The following is a 20,602-nucleotide window of genomic DNA, read 5'->3' as shown; positions in this document are numbered from 1 at the left end:
ATGGCGCGGAGCGTACCCCGGGTGTCCGGGACCCGCCCCCTGGCCGGAGTACCCGGGGGCCAGGGGGCGGGGGTTCAGTGCGCGGGGTGCCGTCGGATGAGGACGTTGGCGTCGCTGACGGCGGACAGATCCCCCGCCGCGCGGGCGACGGCCCGCCCGGCGGCCAACTCGGCACACCGCCCGCACCCGTCAACGGGCGCGGGCTGCACGAGCGGCCACCCGTCGGGGAGTTGAACCGGCCCGGTGCTCACGGCCGCGCCCTGCGCGGGAGCGGCGCGGTGACGCTGATGCGTCCGTGGCCGGGTTCGAGGTCGTTCTCACCGCCGGTGGTCATGCAGTAACCACCGGTCTGGTGGACCGCCAGCCGCAGGACGGCGCTGGCCTCGCGGTCCCGGCTGATCCGGTCCCAGGAGTCGACCAGGCATACGGCACGGGCGGCGGACTGCCGTATGGCGTACGCCATCGCCTCCCACCGCGGCCGCGGCCAGTTCGTCAACGCGTGATCCCCGCGGTCCACCCACTCCCCGGCGATCACCCAGCCCCGCTCGACGGCATACCGGCGGCACCGCGTTATCCGCTCGTCCAGAGCGGCAGCCGCCAACGTGGCGTGCCGGTCGTAGACGAATGCGAGAGTCGGGCGGGTGGGTGTGGCAGTCGGGCAGTCCATGACGTTCGCCTGTCGTCGGTGATCAGGTCGTCACCGAACGTAATGCGGTCATGGCCGTGGTCGCCATGGGAGTCCGCCCCGAACCCCGGAGGGAGTATCAACGTGCAGGTCAGAGCGGCAGGTTGACCGCATCGGCCAGCTCGCGCATGTCCGGCGTCAACGTGCGCCTCTTGGTAACCATGTCGCCCATGATGTCCCTGGCGTACTTCTGCTGCGCCAGCCACTCCGGCGCCCGTTCGCGTACGCCTTGCAGCACGCTCACCGCCTCGTCGCACTGCCGCATCATCAGGTGTGCCCGCGCTACGTCGAGCCGGTGTCGATGGTGCTCAGTGCTGTCCGTCGGGCCGGTCTGGTGCAGTCGTTCGGCGGTCTTCAGAACGGTGTCGGGTCGGCCGGTGACGATGCCGCGCTCCGCCGTCTTGTACGCGACCGTCACCGGGCCCCACGTCGCCAACACCGGGGCTCCACGCGGCACTTCACGGCCAGTGAGGACTGCTGCGGCACGGGCCAGTCGCATCGCGTCCTGAGCCTCACCATCGCGGTTGTCCCGCAGCGCCGCGGCAGAAACCTGCAGCAGTAACCACCCCCACACCGTCAGTTCCTCCTGGGTTGCGCGGGACATCCGGGGCTCAAGGTCGTCGGCCCACCGCGTCGCGAGTTCCCGCGCCTCGCTCAGGCGACCCTGGCGCATGAACAACCACGTCCAGGTCGTGACGACGGACGCCGCGCGGAGTCGGTCCGTCGCGGTGTCCAGAGCGCGGGAGAGCGCGATCTCCGCGGCGTCGTACTGATGCACCTGGGTGAGAGTGCTGCCCGCAATCTGCAGGAGTTGCGCGCGGACCGCACGAGCCTCCGGGGCATCGTCGAGTGCGTCGGCGTCGCGGAGCAGGGGTGCAAGAAGACCGGCGAGTTCCGCCATACGGTTGCCGAAGTAGGCGGCCCGTACCTCCGGCAGGCGTGCCGCGACGCCTTCGACCGTGGGTGCCTCGTCCAGTTCCACGGGCGGGTCCTGCACCGCCTTCTGCAGCGGGCGCCACGGCTCCGGTGCCGGGCCCGCTTCCGGCTCCGGCCGCTTGATGAGCGCGGTCGTCGGCACGCGGAGTGCGCGGGCCATCGCATGCGCGGACTCCATGCGGGTGTCAGTGAGTTCGCCCTGCTCCAGTTTCGAGATGAGGGACAACGAGACACCGGCAGCCTTGGCCAGTTCCCGTTGTGTCAGCCCGCGGCGCTTTCGCACCGCCTTCAGTCGGTCGCCGATGTGATCTTCGGGGGTGCTCGGCATGCTGAACTCCCAGCTCTGCGGTGACACCAAAAACCGTACCCGCGGGACGCCCCACGACTACCCCGCAAACGGCCCCCGCCCCCAGGCGGTTACGCCGCCGGCCCCGGCTCGTCCAGGACCAGCATCACGTGTTCGTCCTCGCCGTTCCACTCCGAGCCCCGCCGCTGGAAGCCCAGCTTCTCCAGCAGCCGGACCGAGCCCTCGTTGCCCACGTACGGGTCCGCGTGCAGGGGGCGGTTCCGTTCCAGCTCCAGGAACGCTGCCACCGCGCGTGTGCCTATGCCGCGGCCCCAGAACTCCCGGCCGAGGACGTAGCCCAGGAACCGGCGGTCGCCGTCCCACCACGCCACCACGTTCCCCGCGACCTGCCCGTCCACCTCCACCGTCTGCACCAGGCCCGTCGGGTCCCCCAGGACCCGCCCCCGCCAGTGCGTCATGAAGCGCTCCCGCTCCCGTGGCGGGAAGTGGGAGCGGCGTACGTTCTCCGGGTCGTGCTCGTGTGCGAGGAAGACCTCCAGGTCCTCCTCCGCCACATCCCTCAGCCGCAGCTCATCCGTCATGCCGCCGAGTCTCGCACCCGCCACTGACATCCGCCCCGGCATCTTGTTGAAGCCCTGAATCGCTGCTTCAATCCTTCCCATGCCCTACCGCCGCACCCCCGCCGTCCAGGCGCGGATGGACGGCCGGCGCGACGCCCTCCTCGACGCCGCCCGCGCGCTGCTCGCCGACGAGGGGTACGCCGGCTGCACCGTCGCCGCCGTCGCCGCCCGGGCGCGTATCGCCACCGGCAGCGTCTACCGGCACTTCCCCAGCAAGTCCGTGCTCGCCGTCGAGCTGTTCCGCAGCGTCGTCACCGCCGAGGTCGACGCCGTGTCCGCCGCCGCCCGGCGGCCCGCCGACCCCGTGGCGGGCGTCGCCGCCGCCGCGGAGACGTTCGCGCGCCGGGCGCTGCGCCGCCCGCGGCTGGCGTACGCGCTGCTCGCCGAGCCCGTCGACACCGCCGTCGAGGCCGAACGCCTCGTCTTCCGGCGGGCGTTCCGCGACGTGTTCGCCGACCGCATCGCCGAGGGCACCGCCTCCGGGCGGCTGCCCCGGCAGGACCCGCAGCTGACCGCCGCCGCGCTCGTCGGGGCGTGTGCGGAGGCGCTCATCGGGCCGTTGTCCGGTGCGGCCGACGGCTCCTACACGCCCGGGGCCCATACCCCCGACCACCTCGTCGCCTTCACCCTGCGAGCCCTGGGAGTCCCCCATGCCGACCACCCATGAGGTCACCAACCAGCCCCCGCCCCTCACCTCCTACGACGTCGCCGCCTACCCCGCCCTCCTGGAGTCCCTCCGCGCCCACGGCGCCGGATGGGCCGAGGACGACCTCCACGCGCTGGGGCTCCTCGCCGGCGGGCCGCAGGCCCAGGAGTGGGCCCGCTGCGTCGAGGAGCAGCCGCCCGTGCTGCGTACCCACGACCGCTACGGGCACCGCACCGACGAGGTCGAGTTCCATCCGCACTGGCACGACCTGATGCGTACCGCCGTCGAACACGGCCTGCACGCCGCGCCCTGGCGGGAGCGCACCCCCGGCGCGCACGTCGCGCGCGCCGCGAAGCTCTTCGTCTGGGGCCAGACCGACGCCGGCCACCTGTGCCCCGTCTCCATGACGTACGCCGCCGTCCCCGCGCTGCGCACCTCGCCCGGTCTCGCCGCCTCGTACGAGCCCCTCCTGACGTCCGCCGACTACGACTTCGGCCTTCGCCCGCCCACCACCAAGTCCGGCCTCATCGCCGGGATGTCGATGACGGAGAAGCAGGGCGGCTCCGACGTACGCGCCAACACCACCCGCGCCGTACCGACCGGCGACGGCGACGGGCTCTACGCGCTGACCGGGCACAAGTGGTTCACCTCCGCGCCGATGTCCGACGTCTTTCTGACCCTCGCCCAGGCGCCCGGCGGGCTGTCCTGCTTCCTCGTCCCGCGCGTACTGCCGGACGGCACCCGCAACGCGATCCGCCTCATGCGCCTGAAGGACAAGCTCGGCAACCGCTCCAACGCCTCCGCCGAGATCGAGTACGAGGGCGCCGTCGGCCGGCTCGTCGGCGAGGAGGGCGCGGGCGTGAAGACCATCATCAAGATGGTCAACATGACGCGCCTCGACTGCGCGCTGGCCACCGCCGGCGGCATGCGCCTCGGCGTCGTCCAGGCACTGCACCACGCCGGGCACAGGCGCGCGTTCGGTTCGCGGCTCGCGGACCAGCCACTGATGACGAACGTGCTCGCCGACCTCGCCGTGGAGGCCGAGGCGGCGACGGTGGCGAGCATGCGCCTGGCGGGCGCCGTCGACCGCGGCGAGACGGGCGGGGCCGACGAGCAGGAGGCGCTGTTCCGGCGCATCGGGCTCGCGGTCACCAAGTACTGGGTGTGCAAGCGCGGCCCGGCGCACGCCGCGGAGGCGCTGGAGTGCCTGGGCGGCAACGGGTACGTCGAGGAGTCCGGCATGCCGCGGCTCTACCGGGAGGCGCCGCTGCCGTCGATCTGGGAGGGCTCCGGCAACGTCGCCGCGCTCGACGCGCTGCGTGCGATGGCCCGCAGGCCGGAGACCGTGGAGGCGTACTTCGCCGAGGTCGACGCGGCCGCGGGCGCCGACGCCCGGCTCGACGCGGCGATCGGGCGGCTGCACAAGGAACTGGCCGACCTGACGGCGGTGGAGTACCGGGCGCGGCGCGTGGTCGAGTCGATGGCGCTGGTGCTCCAGGGCGCGCTGCTGCACCGGCACGGCGACGCGGCGGTGGCGGACGCCTTCTGCGCGGGCCGCCTCGGCGCCGACGGCGACGGCGGCGGGCTGGCGTTCGGCACGCTCCCGCCGGGGGTGGACACGGCGGCGATCCTCGCCCGGGCCCGCCCGACGGGGGGCTCGTACGGAACGAGCTGAGGCGGAGAGCCTCGTACGGCACGCACCGCGCCCCCGCCGGCTCGTACGGCACCGGCCTGCCCTCACTCTGCGCCGGCCCCGCCCGCCCATACCCGAGCCGGCTTGCGCCGGGTGCTTCCTCAGCCGGACGGGTTCGGGCGGACCAGCGGGAGGAAGACCTCATCGACGATCTCGGCGATGGCCTCCGGGGTGATCGATCCCCGTACGAGTATCTCGTTGCGCAGAAGATCCAGCGGCAGTGCGATCCGTCGCTCGGTCAGCCGCGAGGGGTCGACCTCGCCGCGGGCGACGGCGCGGTCGACGAGCACCGCCGTAGGCCCGCGGTGTACGTCGCTGAGCAGTTCGGAGCGGATCAGGCCGAGGAGTTCGGGGTCGCGGGCGCTCTCGGCCAGCAGTCCCCACAGCACGTCGGTGTCGACGGTGGCGAATCTGCCGGCGATCTGCTGGAGCAACTGGGCGGTGTCCGACCGGAGGGTGCCGGTGTCGGGAAGGTCGTCCGGGGTCGGCACCCCGTGGACGATCGCGGCGAAGACCAGTTCTGCGCGGCTCGGCCACCGGCGGTAGAGCACCGCCTTACTCGTACGCGCCCGCGCGGCCACGTCCTTGACGGTCATGGCCGCGTAGCCGACTTCGGCGAGCTGCTCCCACACCGCCTGCATGATCGCCGTCTCAAGCGCCTTACCGCGGCGCCGGGTTGCAGGGGACTCGGTCATCCCACTCCTTAAGGATCGCCAGGTTTCTTATTGTGCCCGGCCGTGCCACCCTTTAAGATACTCAGAGTTTCTTATTTGAGGGCTTCCATGCCGGAAACGAACCCGACCACCCGTGTACGAGGAGTTCCAGACATGACCATGCCACGCGCCTTCCGCCGGATCAGCCGCGCCGTCAACCCGGTTGTGATCCCACTCGCCCGCCGCATGCCGCCACTGGCCGTGATCGAACACGTCGGCCGCCGCAGCGCCAAGCGGTACCAGACGCCGGTGCAGGCGTTCCGCACTGACACCGGTTGGGTCATCGCCCTGGCATACGGCAAGGACGTCCACTGGATCCAGAACGCGCTCGCGGCCGACGGCGGACATCTGGTAAGCCGCGGACGGCGCCACGAACTCACCCGGCCTGAATGCGTCCACGGCACCCCGGGACGACGGCTGCTGCCACGCTGGGCCCGCGCCGTGATGACGCTGGCACGCGTCCGTGACTACGCCACCTTCGCGACTGTCGAGGATCCGGTGGGACGATCCGGGAACTCCTGACCCTCTACACGATGTCGGCCTCGCAACGCGGATGCCCCCGGTATTCGCGACGCGATCCCGGAGGTGCGGCACAAGCCGACAGCCTGCCCCGCCCGCGCCGGACCCGGCCGCCTCTGCCGTACGCGGTCAACTCCCGTTCACCGCAGGCACCCTGTGCAAGTCGGCCCGGCCGTTCGATACTTCGGTCCATTCCTGCACGCCGCACCAGGGGAGGGACCCTTGTCCGCCTACTCCAGACGCCGCGCCGTCGCCACGCTGTCCGCCGCCATAGCCGGCGGCGGGCTCGCCGGGGGGCTCGCCTCGTCCGCCCGGGCCGCCGACCGCGGCGACGGCGACCGCGGGCGGGGCCGCGGGCCCGCGCCCCTGAAGCGGGCGCACGCGCACAACGACTACCTGCACGAGCGTCCGCTCCTCGACGCACTCGACCACGGCTTCGCGAGCGTCGAGTCGGACATCTGGCTGGTCGACGGCCAACTCCTCGTCGCCCACGACGAGTCGCAGCTCGACCCCGCCCGTACGCTCCAGCGGCTCTACCTCGACCCGCTGGCACGCCGCATCCGGGCCAACGGCGGCCGCGTCTACAAGGGCCACCGGCTCACCCTGCAACTGCTCATCGACCTCAAGACCGCCGGCGACCCCACGTACCGCGCGCTGTCCGAGGTGCTGCGCGGGTACGGCTCGATCTTCAGCTCCGCCACCGGCGGCAAGGTGCGGCGCCGCGCGGTGACCGCCGTCATCTCCGGCGACCGCGGCGCCCGGGCGCCGATGGAGGCCGAGAAGCTCCGGTACGCCTTCTACGACGGCCGCCACGACGACATCAACTCCGGTGTCCCCGCGTCGTTCATCCCGCTCATCAGCGGCAACTGGAACTCCAGCTTCACCTGGCAGGGCACCGGCACGATGCCGGCGGCCGAGCGCGGCTGGCTGGACCTCATCGTCCACACCGCCCACAAGCAGGGCCAGACGGTCCGCTTCTGGGCCACGCCCGACCTCCCGGGCGAGGCGCGCGACAACCTATGGCGCACGCTGCTCGACGCGAACGTCGACTGGGTCAACACCGACGACCTGGCGGGCCTGCAAGCGTTCCTGCGCAAGCACGACGCCTGACGCGCCCTCACACCACGTACGCCCCCTCCCGCGCCGCCACCGCCGCCGCCTCGGCGGCGCGGTCGGCGGCGGCGGTGTCGAGGGGGTCGCCGCTGGCGAGCAGGCGGTAGTAGAGGGGGGCGGAGACGGCGCGGACGACCTCGTGCGGGTCGGTGCCCTCGGGGAGTTCACCGCGGGCCACCGCCTGCTCGACGCAGGGGGCCCACTCGGCGATGCGGATCGCGTAGAAGCGGTGCAGGGCCGCCGCCGTGCGTTCGTCGCACGTGGCCGCCGCGATCACGGCGCGGAAGAGCGCGCCCTGCCGCGGGTCGGTCAGGGTGCCCAGGACGAGGCGGGCGTTGGCGCGCAGGTCGCCGAGGAGGGTGCCGGTCTCGGTGCGCGGTACGGACTGCTCCGCCATGTCCGCGAGCAGGTCGGCGACGAGCCCGGTGGCCGAGCCCCAGCGGCGGTAGACGGTGGTCTTGCCGACCTCGGCGCGGCGGGCGACGTCGGCGAGGTCGAGGTGGGCGAAGCCCTGTTCCGCCAGGACGTCGCCCGCGGCCGTCAGGACCGCCGCCCGGACCCGTGCGGTGCGGCCGCCGGGCCTGAGGGTGCCGGGATCGGACTCGGAACTCATTAACGGGTCTCCAGTTTCATTAGTGCCCCATTCTCTGCTACCTTCGACTCCAGCTTAACGGAACACAAGTCCCGTTAGCTCGGTCGAAGGGAACCTCCATGTCCGTCCTCGACAGAGCCGCCACGGCGCCCGCCACGCGCATGACCGGCTCCCAGAAACTCGTCCTCACCCTCCTCCTCGGCGCGCAGTTCATGGTCGCGGTGGACTTCTCCATCCTGAACGTCGCCCTCCCCGTCATCGGCGCGGGGCTCGGCTTCCCCCTCGCCCGGCTGCAGTGGATCGCCACCGCCTTCGCGCTCGCCGCCGCCGGCTTCACCCTCCTCTTCGGGCGCATCGCCGACCTCTTCGGCCGCAAGCGGATCTTCCTCGGCGGCATGGCCCTGCTCGGCCTGTCCTCCGTGCTCGGCGGCCTCGCCACCTCCCCCGGGATGCTGCTCGTCGCCCGCGTGCTCCAGGGCCTGGCCACCGCCGCCGTCGTCCCCGCCGGGCTGTCCCTGCTCACCACCGCCTTCCCGGAGGGGCCGCTGCGACAGCGGGCGCTCGGGCTCAACGGGGCGCTGATGTCCGCCGGGTTCACCGCGGGCGCGATACTCGGCGGGCTCCTCACCGACCTGCTCTCCTGGCGCTGGGCGTTCCTCGTCAACGTGCCCGTGACCGCCGCGATCCTCGCCGTCGCCCCCGCCGTCCTCACCGACTCCCGCCCCGCCGGCCGGCCCCGGCTCGACCTCCCGGGCGCGGTCACCGTCACCGGCGGGCTGCTCGCCGTCGTCTACGGGCTCACCCACGCCGGCGAGGCCGGCTGGACCGAGCCGCTCACCCTCGCCGCGCTCGGCGCGGGCACCGTGCTGCTCACCGGGTTCTGGTTCGTGGAGAAGCGGGCCGAGAAGCCGCTGGTGCCGGTACGCATCCTCCGGCGGCCCACCGTCGTGTGGGGCAACGCCGCCGGGCTCGTCGCCTTCCTCACCGAGACCTCCCTCGTCTTCCTGCTCACCCTCTACCTGCAAGAAGTACTCGGCTACACCCCGCTCGCCACCGGCCTGGCCTTCGGCGTCCTGGGCCTGGGCACCGTCCTCGGCGGCACCCTCGGCGGGCGGGTCGTCGGCCGCGTCGGCAGCCGCGCGGCGATCGTCTACGGCGGCGCGGCCCAGGCCGTCGCCACCACGGCGCTGCTCGCGCTCGGCACCTCGGGCGAGTGGATCTGGCTGCTGCTCGCGGCGACGTTCGCCGGCGGCGTCGGCAACATGCTGATGATCGTCGGGTTCATGGTCACCGCCACCTCCGGGCTGCCCGACTCGGAACAGGGCCTGGCCACGGGGCTCGCGACGATGACCCAGCAGGTCGGCATCACGATGGGCATCCCGGTGATGAGCGCCATCGCCACCGCCCGGATCGCCGCCGCCGGCGGCGACGGCCCGCAGGCCGTGCTCGACGGGGTCAGGACCGCGGTCGGGGTCAACGCCGCACTCGTCCTCGCCGGTGCACTGGCCGCGGGGGCGCTGCTGGGACGCCGGCAGAAGCCGCCGGCCGGCCGATGAGCTGCGTACAGCCGCACCGTCCGGTCCGTGCAGGCGGAGCACCCGGCGGCTCGCCGTTCGGGCGGAGCACGGTACGGAGCAACGGGGCGGAGACGTGCCGGTTGCCCGGCGGCGGGCCGCTCCCCGCGCCGCTACGCCGCCGCGCCCCGCGGCGTCAGCACCCGCTCCACCGCCTCGCGCGTCAGCTTCCGCAGCTCCCCCGCGTCGTCCAGGTCGTTGCCGACCACGAGCCCGTCGCGCAGCACCAGCAGGATGTCCGCCGTGCGCGCCGGGTCCGGGTGCCCGTCCGCGGCGAGCAGGTCCCGCATCAGCCCGCGGAACCACCGGCGGTACTCCCCCACCGCGCGGCGCACCGGGTGGGCCGGGTCGGGGTACTCGGCGGCGGCGTTGATGAAGGGGCAGCCGCGGAACCCGGGCCCCGCGCCGGCCTCGGCGATGTGGTCGTAGACCGCGAGCACCGTGGCCCGCGGCGGGCCGCCGGCGAGAGCCGCGGCCGCCTGCTGCTGCCGCGTGCACTGGTCGGTCAGGTACGCCGCGACCAGGTCGTCCTTGGTACGGAAGTGGTGGTAGAAGGTCGCCTTCGCCACGCCCGCCTCGGCGATGATCCGGTCGACGCCCACCGTGTGCACGCCGTCGGCGTAGAAGAGCCGCGTCGCGGCGTCGAGGACGCGGCTGCGGGCGGAAGACTTCACGGGGGCGGACACGCCTTGACCGTACCAGACAGATCTGTCTAATCTGAGCCGGAACCAGACAGAACTGTCTGTTCGCTACCGACTTCCGGAGAGGCACCTCCCCATGAGCGTTCTGTACACCGCGGTCGCCACCGCCAACGGCCGCGACGGCCGCGGCGCCACCTCCGACGGCAAGCTCGACGTCAAGCTCGCCCCGCCGGCCGAGCTGGGCGGGAGCGGCGACGGCACCAACCCCGAGCAGCTCTTCGCCGTCGGCTACGCCGCCTGCTTCACCAGCGCCATGGGCGTCGTCGCCAAGGGCATGGGCCTCGACGTCTCCGACGTCTCGACCACAGCAGAGGTCGGCATCGGCCCCAACGACGCGGGCGGCTACGGGCTGGAGGTGACCCTGCGGGTGGAGATGCCCGACGCCATCCCGGCCGAGGAGGGACAGAAGCTGCTGGACGCCACCCACCAGGTGTGCCCGTACTCGAACGCCACCCGCGGGAACATTCCGGTACGACTCGTCGTGGAGTGACCCCGGCGCGCCGTCGCCGAAAGGGGTGGGGCGCGCACCTAGCGTGACGCCGTGTCAACGAGACGTCACCTCCCCCCACGAAAGCGGCGCACCGCCGTCGCCGTTGCCCTCGCCGCCGTGCTCGCGGTCCTCACCGGAGCGAGCACGGCCGGCGCCGCGGGCGCGGCATCCGCCACCGCGACCGGCCCGCCGTCCGCGTACGCGCCGCACGCCGCCGGCGAGGCCCCAGCGGGACCGGAACCGCCCGGGTACCGCGTGGACAAGGGCGACACCCTCTACTCCATCGCCCGCCGGATGGGAGTGCCGCTGCAGCGGCTGTACGAGGCGAACAGGTCCGTGATCGGCGCCGACCCGAACCTGCTGCGCCCCGGCCAGTTCCTCGTCGTGCCCGAGCCCGGCTGGGTCGCCCCGGTCAGCGCCGAGTACGAGATCTCCGCGCGCTACGGCATCCCCGGCGACGGCTGGATCGCCGGCTACCACACCGGCGTCGACCTCGCCGTCCCCACCGGCACCCCGGTGTACTCCGTCGGCCCCGGCGAGGTGCACAGCACCTCCACCGAGGGCGACTACGGCAACCACCTCCTGGTCCGCATGGCCGACGGCCGGTACGTCCTCTACGCCCACCTCGACCGCACGGACGTCGCCGCCGGCGACCGCGTCGAGGGCGGCACCCGGATCGGCGACTCCGGCAACACCGGCAACTCCACCGGGCCCCACCTGCACTTCGAGGTCCGCACGGGCACCGACTACGGCACCGACATCGACCCCGTCGAGTACCTCGCGGAGCACGGCATCATCCTGTGAGCGGGACACGCGGGCACAGCGGCGCCCCGGGCCTCCGGGCCCGGGGCGCCGCCGTCCGTTCACCTCCTGCGCGCTAGCCGAACGTCACCGAGTCGACGTCGAACGAGTTGTTCTGCGGTGACGTGAACTTCAGGTACAGCTTGTGCGAGCCCGCCAGGGCCTCGACCGGCACCGCCTCCGTGGCCTGGTAGGTGTCCCAGTCCCCGGTGTTCGGCACCGGCGTCGTCGCCAGCAGCTGCCCGTCCGGGGAGTCGGCGCGCAGTTCGATCGCGCCCACGCCGTACGGGGACGACAGCTTGTACGAGACCTGGCTCATGCCCTCGACGGACATCGGTTCGAAGGCGACCCAGTCGCCGTCGGAGACGTCGCCGATGCGCTTGCCGTTCTCGGCCCCGGCCTGGCTGACGATCCGGGTGCCGGACTGGTCGTCGTAGTACTCGGCCTGCTTGTGCTTGGGCTGGAGCACCGACTTGGCGTACCCGGTCAGCGAGCCGGCGCCGTCGCCGCCGCCGTCCTGGTAGCGGGCGTTGAGGACGTACGTCAGGTCCGCGCCCTCCGGGTGGCCGCCGAGGTCACCGGTGTCGACGGTGCCCTCGCAGCCCGGCAGGTCGCTCGTCGAGTGCTCGTGGTCGTCGTGCCCGAGGGCCGGGTTGACGAAGACCTTGGAGCAGTCGATCTCGCCGTCCTCCGGGTCGGTCACGGTGACCTTGTACGGGACCTGGTCGCCGAACTCGATCAGCTTGCCGTCGACCGGGGTCTCGATCGTCACCTTCGGCGCGGTGTTGCCCGCGGTGATGGGGACGTTGGCGTAGCCGGTCTTGCCGGTGGAGTCGGTGACCTTGAGCTGGGCGGTGAAGTCGCCCGCCGTGTCGTAGGTGTGGCTGGGGTCGGCGTCGGTCGAGTCGAAGGTGCCGTCGCCGTCGAAGTCCCACTCGAAGCTCAGCGCGTCGCCGTCGGCGTCGCTGGAACCCTCGCTGGAGAAGTCGACGGCCAGCGGCACCGGCCCGTTGGTCGCCGAGGCGGTGGCCTTGGCGACCGGGGAGCGCTTGCCCTGGCTGTAGTCGATGCGGTACAGCCCCGAGTCGCTGTTGCCGCCGCCGAACGCGCTGCCCCACTCCAGGACGTAGAGCGAGCCGTCAGGACCGAACGTCATGTCCATCGGCTTGTTGAACTTCGCCGAGGACAGGAAGTCGTTGATCTTGAGGACCTCCTCGTTCGCGTCGAAGCGGACCTCCTTGACGTAGTTGCGGGTCCACTCGTAGAGGAAGCTGACGCCGTCGAAGTACTCGGGGAACTTCGTCTCCGAGGGGTTGTCCGCGTCGTAGTTGTAGACCGGGCCGCCCATCGGGCCCGAGCCGCCCTCGCCCATCTCGGGGAAGGCCTCGGAGGGGCCGTAGCCGTACCAGATGTCGGGCTTCTGGACCGGGGGCAGCTCGGTGAGGCCGGTGTTGTTCGGCGAGGGGTTGGTCAGGTTGTCGCAGTCGAACTTCGCGCCGATCTCGCCGGTGTCCGGGTTGTACGGGGCGTAGGGCTGGTTGTCACCGTGGCAGAAGGGCCAGCCGAAGTTGCCGGGCTTCTTGATGACGTTGTACTCGACCATGCCCTCCGGGCCGCGGTCCGTCGTCGGCAGCCCGCGGTCGGGGCCGTAGTCGGCCGCGTGGACGTAGCCGGTCTCCTGGTCGACGGTGAAGCGGAACGGGTTGCGGAAGCCCATCGCGTAGATCTCGGGCCGGGTCTTGTCCGTGCCCTGGGCGAACATGTTGCCCTTGGGGATCGTGTACGTGCCGCCCTTGGTGGGCTTGATCCGCAGGATCTTGCCCCGCAGGTCGTTGGTGTTGCCCGCGGTCCTCGCGGCGTCCAGCATCTCCTCGCCCTCGCGCCAGTCGATCGGCGAGTAGCCCTGCCAGTCGGGGCTGAGGTTCGGCGGCACGTCGTCGCCGGTGCCCAGGTACAGCGTGCCGTCGGGGCCGAACTCGACCGCGCCGCCGGTGTGGCCGGGCTCGGGGAAGGTGCGGTCCCGGTACGCGGGCACGTCGAGCAGCTTCTTCTCGCTGGCGGTGTCGAGCTTGCCGTCCTTGAGCGTGAAGCGCGACAGCCTGTTCACGTCCTCGGCGCTGCCGGCCGGGGCGTAGTAGAGGTAGATCCAGCCGTTCTTGGCGAAGTTCGGATCCAGCTCCATGCCGACCAGGCCGTCCTCGCCGCCGGTGTAGACGTCGAGCTTGCCCGCGGTGGTGGTCTGGTGGGTCTCGGGGTCGAAGACCTGGACCTCGCCGGCGCGCTGGACGTAGTAGACGCGGCCGTCCTTGGCCACGTCCAGCTCCATCGGGTCGGCGGTGTCGTCGTCGAGGGTGACCTTCTCGTAGCCGTTCCAGACCGTGCCGCCGCAGTCGCCGGCCTCGGCGCCGGCGGCCCACTTCACGCCGCCGATGACGTGGTCGCGGAACTCGGCCTCGCTGTACGCGGGGGTGTCGTGGCCCATGGCGGTGGCCCAGACCTTGCCGCCCTCGGCGTTGCGGCACCAGGAGATCGGGTGGTCGGCGCCCATGGCGTCGCCACCGGGGTTGTACGTCGACTCGTCGGCGGTGACCAGGACGTGCACGTCACCGCGGGGGTTGACGTCGAAGTTGTACCACTCCTCGGGGCGCTCCCAGCGCTCGGGCAGGCCCTTGGTCGAGGGGTGCGTCTTGTCGGCGACCTTCGCGGTGCCCTGGAGGACGCCGGGCGAGTGGCTCGGCATGTGGGCGCCGCCGTTGATCAGCTCGTCCCACCACGGGAACTCGTTCTCGATCCCCATGTCGAGCGTGTTGTGGATGGCCGCGACGCCGCCGCCGTTCTGCACGTACGTCTGCATGGCGGCGCGCTGCTCGTCCGTGTCCCAGACCATGCCGGAGTTCTGCAGCATGATGATCACGTCGTACTCGGCGAGGGCGGCGTCGTTGAAGACGGTCGAGTCGTCGGTCTGGTCGACCTCGAACCCGTTCTCCTCCGCCTCCTCCTTGACCATCTCGATGCCTGCCGGGATGGAGCCGTGGACGTAGCCCACGGCCTTGGTGAACAGCAGCGCCTTGAAGGCCGGCGCCTTCTCCGCCGCGGACGACGGCAGTGCTGTGAGTGCGAGCAGGACGGCGGCCAGCAAGGTGACCATCGACCTGCCTATGTCACGAGCATGACAGCTCATGAGTCGGTCCTCTCCTTCGGTGTGCGGGATGTGTTGGGCGTACCGGTCGGTGAGAGGGGGCATGGGCGCAGCCCGCGCGGGCTGGGGGTACGCGCGCAGGGCTGGTCCGCCGGGCCCGGATCGGGGTCGCGGATCTCCGGGCCCGGCGGCGTTCTGTGGGTGGTGCGCCGGGTGCGTACGCGGTCAGGGTGCGTACGGGTGCGTCGGGTACGTCAGCCGGGTAACGCGCGCCGCAGGAAGGCGAGTCCGTCCACCGCGATGGCGTCCTGGCTCGGCGCCAGTGCCCGCCACACCGACGCCGCGACGGCGATGGTGGCGTTGTGCGCGGTGAAGGACTCGATGCACAGCGGACCGCGGTAGCCGGCCTCGTCCAGGGCGCGGAGGAAGCCGGGCCAGTCGAGGTGGTCGGCGCCCGGGGCACCGCGGTCGTTGGCGCAGACCTGGACGTGCGCGATCCGGCCCGCCGCGGCGCGCACGGCGCCCGGCAGGGAGCGTTCCTCGATGTTCTGGTGGTACGTGTCGAGGGCGACCCCGATGGTCTCGCCGGGCAGCCCGTCCAGCGCCGTCACGGTCTGCGCGACGGTGTTGAGCAGGCTGGTCTCGTACCGGTTGAGCGGCTCGACGGCGAGCAGCACTCCGGCGGAGGCGGCGTGGTCGACGACGGGCGCGATGTTGTCGCGCCACTCCGCGTACGCCGCCGCCCGCTCGTCGGCGTCCATGCGCCAGGTCCGGCCCACCGCCGCGTACATGGGGCCGGCGACCACGGGCGCGCCGATCTCGCGTGCGGCGTCGACGCAGCGGCGCAGGTAGTCCTGCGTCGTACGGACCGCCAGCGGCTCGGCCCGTACGAGACCGCGCTCCGGCGGCATCACGGCGACGACGGCGGCGGGGGCGAGCCCGTTGTCGCCGAGGAGCTTCGCGGCGGCGGCGGGCTGCCAGTCACCGGCCTGCTCCAGCGGCAGTTCGACGCAGTCGAACCCCCAGCCGGCCAGCCGGGGCAGCACTGCCTCCAGGGCGCGTTCGGTGATCGGAGAGTGCCAGATCCACGGGTTGGCGCCGATCGGCCGTCTTCCCGCGGGCATTACTCACCGCCCCAGTCGCCGGGGTAGCCGGGCAGGTCCTCGCAGCCGCAGGCGCCGTAGTGCAGCGGGGGCATGCCCTCCTTGTAGTAGTCGTCGAAGTTGTCCTCGGTGACGACGGGCTGCGGCAGCGTCCACTCCTTCGGGACCTCCTCGCCGGCCAGGATCTTCAGCGCGGCGATGACGGGCGTGCGCCACTGGAAGGTCGGGTACGCCGGCGCGATGGCCGTGAGGTCCTTGTCCTTCCACGCCTGGAGGAAGTCCTGCTGGTCCTCGCCGGTGATCGGCGGGATGTCCTCGCCGGCGTCCTCGAACGCCTCGACGGCGGCGACGGAGGTGGCGCCGGAGTCCATCCACACGCCGTCGATCTGGCCGTGGCGGGCGATGGCGTCGGACACGATCGACTTGGCCTTGGACGGGTCGCCGTCGGTGAACTTCACCTCGACCACGTCGAGTCCGGCCTTCTCGAACGCGATCTCGGCGGCCGACCAGCGGGTCTCCAGCACGTCCACGCCGGGGGAGATGCGCAGGGCGACGATCTTGCCGCCCTTGTCGACCTCGTCGACGAGGAAGTCCGCGGCGGCGGCACCGTAGGCGTAGCCGCCGATCGGGCTGATGAACGTGACCGCGCAGTCGGTCTCCACCCCGCGGTCGAAGACGATCACCGGGATCTTCCCGCACGCCTCCTCGACCGCCGGGGTGAGGGTGGCGGTGGTGTTCGGCGAGACGATCAGCGCGTCGCAGTCCTGGCCGGACAGCTCCTGGATGTCGGAGATCTGCTTGTCGTCCTTGCCCTGCGCGTCCAGGACGGTGAAGTCGGCGATCTCGTCGTGCTGCGCGACCTCCGCCTTCATGGTCTTCAGGCCGACCTGCCGCCAGGGGTTGAAGACCCCGGCGTTGGAGAAGCACAGCTTCGCCCCCTCGACGCCGCCCTTCATGGCGTACTCGGAGGTGTCGACCATGCCGCCGGAGGCCGGATCGAGCATCTGCTCCCAGGGCTTGCCCTCCGGGCCCTCGGGCGTCGCCTTCGTCAGCTCCAACTGCCGGTCGTAGTCGGCCTGGTCGAAGAACTCCGACTGCTCGTCACCGTCCTGGGCCTGCTCGGAGGCGGCGGGGTCGTCGGCCAGGTCGTCCTTCGGCGCGTCGGAGGAACAGGAGGCGAGCAGAGCGGCGGCCAGCAGCGCGGCCGCCGGGGCGGCCAGTCGGCGGCTTCTTGCGCCGGGGCGGGTCGTGCGGCGCGTACGGCTCATGAGGAGGACTTCCCTTCCGAGGGTTGTGAACGGCGGCGGCGCAGGCGGGAGAGCCCCGGGAGACCCGTCGCGCCGAGGCCGACGGCCGCGATGACGATGAATCCCTGGACCGTGGACTCCAGTGCGCCGGAGACGCCTTGCAGGTTGAGGAGGGTGAACAGCGCCTGGAGGGAGAACGCCCCGGCCATGGCGGCGACGACCGAGCCGCGGCCGCCGCCGAGGATGACCCCGCCGAGCACCACGGCGGTGATGGCCTCGAACTCCAGCCCCCGCCCGGCCTGCGCCGAGACGCCGGAGAACCCGGCGACCAGCACCGCGGCCAGCGCCGCGGCGGTGCCGGACAGGACGAACGCGAGGGTGCGCACGCGCGGCACGCGCACGCCCGCGAGCGCGGCGGCGCGCTCGTTGTCGCCGGTGGCCAGGAGCGTACGGCCGAAGTCGGCGCGCATCAGCCACCAGGCGAGCGCGCCCACCGCGAGGACCGCGAGGACCGCCCACGGCAGCCAGCCCCCGGCCTCGCCGCGGCCGAAGTTGCGGAAGGACTCGGGCAGCACGCCCTGCGGGGAGCCGCCGGTCCAGTAGAAGACGGCACCTTCGAGGATCAGCATCATGCCGAGGGTGGTGATGAACGACGGCACCAGCAGCACGGTAGTGATCAACCCGTTGACCAGCCCGACGATCGCACCCGCGAGCAGCAGCCCGGCGGTCACCAGCAGCCAGGGCGCGTCGGGGTACGAACCGTAGAACTCCGCCCCGGCGACGACCCCCGCGGTGACGACGGCGCCGACGGAGAGGTCGAAGCCACCGGAGACGATCACCATGTACTGCCCGGCGGCGAGGATCACCAGCGGGGCGGCGCGCTTGATGAAGGCGAGGAAGGAGTCGGGCTCGTAGAACCCGGGATCGGTGATCGCCAGAGCTGCGAGCAGCACGGCGAGGAGGACGTAGACGGGGGCACCGGTGCCCAGGCGGCGGCCGAGGGCGCCGACGACGCTCGCCGGGCCCGCGGTGGTGGTGGGCGGGGTGGTCGTCGTCATGCGACCGCTCCCTTCTCCTTGGCCCGCGCCTCGTCGCGCTCCTTGGCCCGGCGGCGGAACGGCCTCGCGTAGAGGGCGACGGCGGCGATGATGACGACGCCGCGGACGACGTTCTTGAAGAACGGATCGACCGAGAGCTGGTTGAAGATGCTGTCCAGCACGGACAGCAGCAGCACCCCGCCGAGCGTGCCCGCCACCCCGCCGCGGCCGCCGGCCAGCGCGGTGCCGCCGAGTACGACGGCGGCGATGGAGTCCAGGTCGTAACGCGCCTCGGTCCCCGCCCACGGCGCGCCCGCGCCGAGCCGGGAGGCCAGGAAGAGGGCGGCGGCGCCGACGCACAGGGCGCACAGCACGTGCGCGTAGATCACCGTGCGCCTGGTCCGTACGCCGGACAGGCGCGCGGCGTGCTCGTCGCCGCCGGTGGCGTACATGTGGTGGCCCAGGCGGGTGCGTTTGGTGATCAGCCACAGCACGGCGGCCACCGCGATCAGCAGGAACACGGAGACCGGGATGAAGCCGACGCGGTCGTAGCCGAGGCGCTGGAAGGACGCCGGGACGTCGCCCGCCGGGCCGGTGTAGTTGTCCTCGATGTAGCCGCGGAGGATGAACGCCATGCCGAGCGTGGCGATGAAGGCGTTGACCTTCAGGCCGGTGACGATGAGGCCGTTGGCCAGCCCCACCGCGGCGGACAGCGCGAGGACCGCGAGCACCGCCGTGACGACGCTGCCGCCCTCCATCGTCTCCGCGGCGACCAGCGTGCCCAGGCTGATGAGGTACGCGACGGACAGGTCCAGCGACCCGGTGAGGATCACCGCGGACTGGCCCACGGCGACCAGGCCGAGTGCGACGGAGTTCTGCAGGATGCCGGTGAAGTTGGACTGGGTCATGAACTGGCCGCCGTCGATCGTGACGACGATCCAGCCGATGAGCGTGACCGCGGCGGCGGCCAGCCAGACGCCGACGACAGGGTCGGTGACCTTCAGCCGGCCCGCCCCGGGCAGCCGGCGCGGGGCCGCCGAGACCGGGGCCTCGGTGCGTACGGCGGTCATGCGGCGCTCCCCTCGGGGGTCGCGTCGGAGGCCGTCGCCAGGCGCATGATGTCCTCTTCGCCCGCCCCGGCGGGGAGTTCACCGGCGAAGGTGCCGTCGGCCATGACGACGATCCGGTCACTCATGCCGATCAGCTCGGGCAGCTCCGAGGAGACGATGAGGACGGCCATGCCGTCACGGGCGAGTTCGCGGACGAGGGTGTGAATGGCGGCCTTGGCGCCGACGTCGACGCCGCGCGTCGGTTCGTCGAAGAGCAGCACCCGCGGGCCCGCGGCCAGCCACTTGGCGATGACCACCTTCTGCTGGTTGCCGCCGGAGAGGTACTGAACCTCCTGGTCGTGGCCGCGCGAACGGAGGTTGACACGCTCCAGCAGCCCGTCGACGCCACCCGCCTGCCCACCCGCGCCGTGCACCGCGCGGGTGACGAGCAGCGCGTTGTCGCGTACGGACTGGCGCAGCGCCAGACCCTCGCCCTTGCGGTCCTCGGTCACCAGCGCCACACCGCCGCGGATGGCCTGCCGCGGGCCGGCCGGCCGCAGCGGGCGGCCGGCGACGGTCATGCTGCCGCGGGTGAACGGCGCAGCACCGAAGAGGGCCCGTACCAGGGAAGTCCGGCCCGAACCCTGGAGGCCGGCGACGCCGGTGACCTCCCCGGCTCTGAGCGTGAGGTCGATGCCGGCGAGGCGTTCGTTGCCGGCGCCCGCCGTCGTCAGCAGCGGCTCGCCGATCTCCGCGGGGTCGGCGCGGGGCGGGTAGTACGAGCCCAGCTCGCGGCCGACCATCGCGCGGACGACGTCGTCCGCGGTGGTCTCCGCAGTGGTGAGGGTGGCGACCTTCCGGCCGTCCTTGAGGACGGTGATGCGGCGGGAGAGGTCGAAGACCTCGCGGAGGCGGTGGCTGATGTAAAGGATGCCGATCCCGCGGGCGGCGAGACGGCGGATGAGCGCGTAGAGAAGTTCGACCTCGTGATCGGCCAGCGGTGCGGTCGGCTCGTCCATGACAAGCACACGGACATCGGAGGCCGCCAGCGCCTTGACGATCTCCACCGTCTGCTGGCGGGCCACCGACAGGTCCTTGACCAGGGTGTGGGGGGCGATTCCGGTCTCGTCCAGCTCGGCGAGGAGCTCGGCGGTACGGCGCTCCATGGCACGCCGGTCGACGAACCCGCGACGGACCGGCTCACGGCCGAGGAACACGTTCTCCGCGACCGTGCGGTGCGGCAGGAGCGCGAACTCCTGATGGATCAGACCGATCCCGGCGGCCTGGGCCTGAACGGGGTGCGAGAAAGCGTGCACCGTGCCGTCGAGCGTGATCGTGCCCTCATCCGGGGCGTACTCCCCGGCCAGCACTTTCATCAACGTCGACTTGCCCGCGCCGTTCTCCCCCACCAGGGCGTGGACCTCGCCCGGTTCGAGATCGAGCGACACCCCGTGCAGCACCCGCACCCCGAGAAAGCTCTTGGACACGTCCTGCATCGTCAGCATGAAAAGCAGAGTCCTCAGGCTTCTTTGGACTGTCAAGAGCCTAAGCAAGGCCTTTCTTTGATGAGTTGGCAAAGACTTTGGCCGAATGTCGAACAAAGAAGGTCTTGTTGGTGCACCTGGCGGTCTCTAAGG

19 protein-coding genes are annotated in these 20,602 nt (G+C 72.1%); 7 read left to right on the top strand and 12 right to left on the bottom strand.

Going from position 1 to position 20,602, the window contains the following annotated elements; all coding sequences use genetic code 11:
* Nucleotides 1–247: 247 nt before the first annotated feature.
* The 3 genes from LG396_RS03030 to LG396_RS03020 form a co-directional block, all read right to left on the bottom strand.
* Complete coding sequence (locus LG396_RS03030) at nucleotides 248–667, bottom strand: recombinase family protein (protein WP_225793457.1); 420 nt, start codon at nucleotides 665–667, stop codon at nucleotides 248–250.
* 109 nt (nucleotides 668–776) lie between these two features.
* Nucleotides 777–1,949 carry a helix-turn-helix domain-containing protein gene (locus LG396_RS03025; protein ID WP_225793456.1) on the bottom strand — a complete coding sequence of 391 codons (1,173 nt, stop codon included), beginning with the start codon at nucleotides 1,947–1,949 and terminating at the stop codon, nucleotides 777–779.
* 89 nt (nucleotides 1,950–2,038) lie between these two features.
* Nucleotides 2,039–2,509 carry a GNAT family N-acetyltransferase gene (locus tag LG396_RS03020; RefSeq protein ID WP_225793455.1) on the bottom strand — a complete coding sequence of 157 codons (471 nt, stop codon included), beginning with the start codon at nucleotides 2,507–2,509 and terminating at the stop codon, nucleotides 2,039–2,041.
* 79 nt (nucleotides 2,510–2,588) lie between these two features.
* Between LG396_RS03020 and LG396_RS03015 the strand changes: the two genes are divergently transcribed.
* Nucleotides 2,589–3,215, top strand: coding sequence for a TetR/AcrR family transcriptional regulator (locus LG396_RS03015; RefSeq protein ID WP_225793454.1), 627 nt, complete (start codon nucleotides 2,589–2,591; stop codon nucleotides 3,213–3,215).
* Nucleotides 3,199–4,869, top strand: a complete 1,671-nt coding sequence (locus LG396_RS03010; protein ID WP_225793453.1) for an acyl-CoA dehydrogenase family protein — start codon at nucleotides 3,199–3,201, stop codon at nucleotides 4,867–4,869. Before LG396_RS03015 ends, LG396_RS03010 begins: the two co-directional genes overlap by 17 nt.
* 119 nt (nucleotides 4,870–4,988) lie before the next feature.
* Here the strand turns inward: LG396_RS03010 and LG396_RS03005 are convergent, their stop codons facing one another.
* A complete protein-coding gene (locus LG396_RS03005) occupies nucleotides 4,989–5,582 on the bottom strand; it encodes a TetR/AcrR family transcriptional regulator (RefSeq protein WP_225793452.1) in 594 nt (197 codons plus the stop codon).
* Between the two features lie 132 nt (nucleotides 5,583–5,714).
* On the opposite strand from LG396_RS03005, the gene LG396_RS03000 reads away from it, so the two are divergent.
* Together LG396_RS03000 and LG396_RS02995 are read left to right on the top strand one after the other, a co-directional pair.
* Nucleotides 5,715–6,122: a nitroreductase family deazaflavin-dependent oxidoreductase gene (locus LG396_RS03000; RefSeq protein WP_225793451.1), complete on the top strand. Its 408-nt coding sequence runs from the start codon at nucleotides 5,715–5,717 to the stop codon at nucleotides 6,120–6,122.
* Nucleotides 6,123–6,341: 219 nt separating this feature from the next.
* A complete protein-coding gene (locus LG396_RS02995) occupies nucleotides 6,342–7,229 on the top strand; it encodes a phosphatidylinositol-specific phospholipase C/glycerophosphodiester phosphodiesterase family protein (RefSeq protein ID WP_225793450.1) in 888 nt (295 codons plus the stop codon).
* Between the two features lie 7 nt (nucleotides 7,230–7,236).
* Here LG396_RS02995 and LG396_RS02990 read toward each other — a convergent pair whose 3' ends face one another.
* Nucleotides 7,237–7,845 (bottom strand): TetR/AcrR family transcriptional regulator, encoded by a 609-nt coding sequence (locus LG396_RS02990; protein WP_225793449.1) that lies wholly within the window; start codon nucleotides 7,843–7,845, stop codon nucleotides 7,237–7,239.
* A 98-nt stretch (nucleotides 7,846–7,943) separates the two neighbouring features.
* Between LG396_RS02990 and LG396_RS02985 the strand changes: the two genes are divergently transcribed.
* A complete protein-coding gene (locus LG396_RS02985) occupies nucleotides 7,944–9,380 on the top strand; it encodes an MFS transporter (RefSeq protein WP_225793448.1) in 1,437 nt (478 codons plus the stop codon).
* A 131-nt stretch (nucleotides 9,381–9,511) separates the two neighbouring features.
* Here the strand turns inward: LG396_RS02985 and LG396_RS02980 are convergent, their stop codons facing one another.
* Nucleotides 9,512–10,084 carry a TetR/AcrR family transcriptional regulator gene (locus tag LG396_RS02980; RefSeq protein ID WP_037753724.1) on the bottom strand — a complete coding sequence of 191 codons (573 nt, stop codon included), beginning with the start codon at nucleotides 10,082–10,084 and terminating at the stop codon, nucleotides 9,512–9,514.
* 91 nt (nucleotides 10,085–10,175) lie between these two features.
* On the opposite strand from LG396_RS02980, the gene LG396_RS02975 reads away from it, so the two are divergent.
* Both LG396_RS02975 and LG396_RS39585 read left to right on the top strand, forming a co-directional pair.
* Complete coding sequence (locus LG396_RS02975; RefSeq protein WP_037753723.1) at nucleotides 10,176–10,589, top strand: organic hydroperoxide resistance protein; 414 nt, start codon at nucleotides 10,176–10,178, stop codon at nucleotides 10,587–10,589.
* A gap of 51 nt (nucleotides 10,590–10,640) precedes the next feature.
* Nucleotides 10,641–11,393: a M23 family metallopeptidase gene (locus LG396_RS39585; RefSeq protein ID WP_225793447.1), complete on the top strand. Its 753-nt coding sequence runs from the start codon at nucleotides 10,641–10,643 to the stop codon at nucleotides 11,391–11,393.
* Between the two features lie 73 nt (nucleotides 11,394–11,466).
* Here the strand turns inward: LG396_RS39585 and LG396_RS02965 are convergent, their stop codons facing one another.
* From LG396_RS02965 to LG396_RS02940, 6 genes are all read right to left on the bottom strand, one after another.
* Nucleotides 11,467–14,538, bottom strand: coding sequence for a ThuA domain-containing protein (locus tag LG396_RS02965; RefSeq protein ID WP_372483238.1), 3,072 nt, complete (start codon nucleotides 14,536–14,538; stop codon nucleotides 11,467–11,469).
* A gap of 245 nt (nucleotides 14,539–14,783) precedes the next feature.
* Entirely contained in the window at nucleotides 14,784–15,653 is an 870-nt protein-coding gene (locus LG396_RS02960; protein WP_199850184.1) for a sugar phosphate isomerase/epimerase family protein, read from the bottom strand.
* Nucleotides 15,653–16,900: a substrate-binding domain-containing protein gene (locus LG396_RS02955; RefSeq protein WP_225793445.1), complete on the bottom strand. Its 1,248-nt coding sequence runs from the start codon at nucleotides 16,898–16,900 to the stop codon at nucleotides 15,653–15,655. Before LG396_RS02955 ends, LG396_RS02960 begins: the two co-directional genes overlap by 1 nt.
* The gene (locus LG396_RS02950; RefSeq protein ID WP_225793444.1) at nucleotides 16,897–17,937 is read right to left on the bottom strand and encodes an ABC transporter permease; all 1,041 of its coding nucleotides are present in this window, start codon (nucleotides 17,935–17,937) and stop codon (nucleotides 16,897–16,899) included. Before LG396_RS02950 ends, LG396_RS02955 begins: the two co-directional genes overlap by 4 nt.
* Nucleotides 17,934–18,986, bottom strand: coding sequence for an ABC transporter permease (locus LG396_RS02945; protein WP_018835949.1), 1,053 nt, complete (start codon nucleotides 18,984–18,986; stop codon nucleotides 17,934–17,936). Before LG396_RS02945 ends, LG396_RS02950 begins: the two co-directional genes overlap by 4 nt.
* Entirely contained in the window at nucleotides 18,983–20,470 is a 1,488-nt protein-coding gene (locus LG396_RS02940) for a sugar ABC transporter ATP-binding protein (protein WP_225793443.1), read from the bottom strand. Before LG396_RS02940 ends, LG396_RS02945 begins: the two co-directional genes overlap by 4 nt.
* Nucleotides 20,471–20,602: the final 132 nt, after the last annotated feature.

Source organism: Streptomyces aculeolatus, assembly GCF_020400605.1.
In the GTDB taxonomy this organism is placed as follows: Bacteria; Actinomycetota; Actinomycetes; order Streptomycetales; family Streptomycetaceae; genus Streptomyces; species Streptomyces aculeolatus.
Note: the sequence above shows the minus strand (reverse complement) of the source record. Positions and strands in the feature narration are given on the sequence as shown.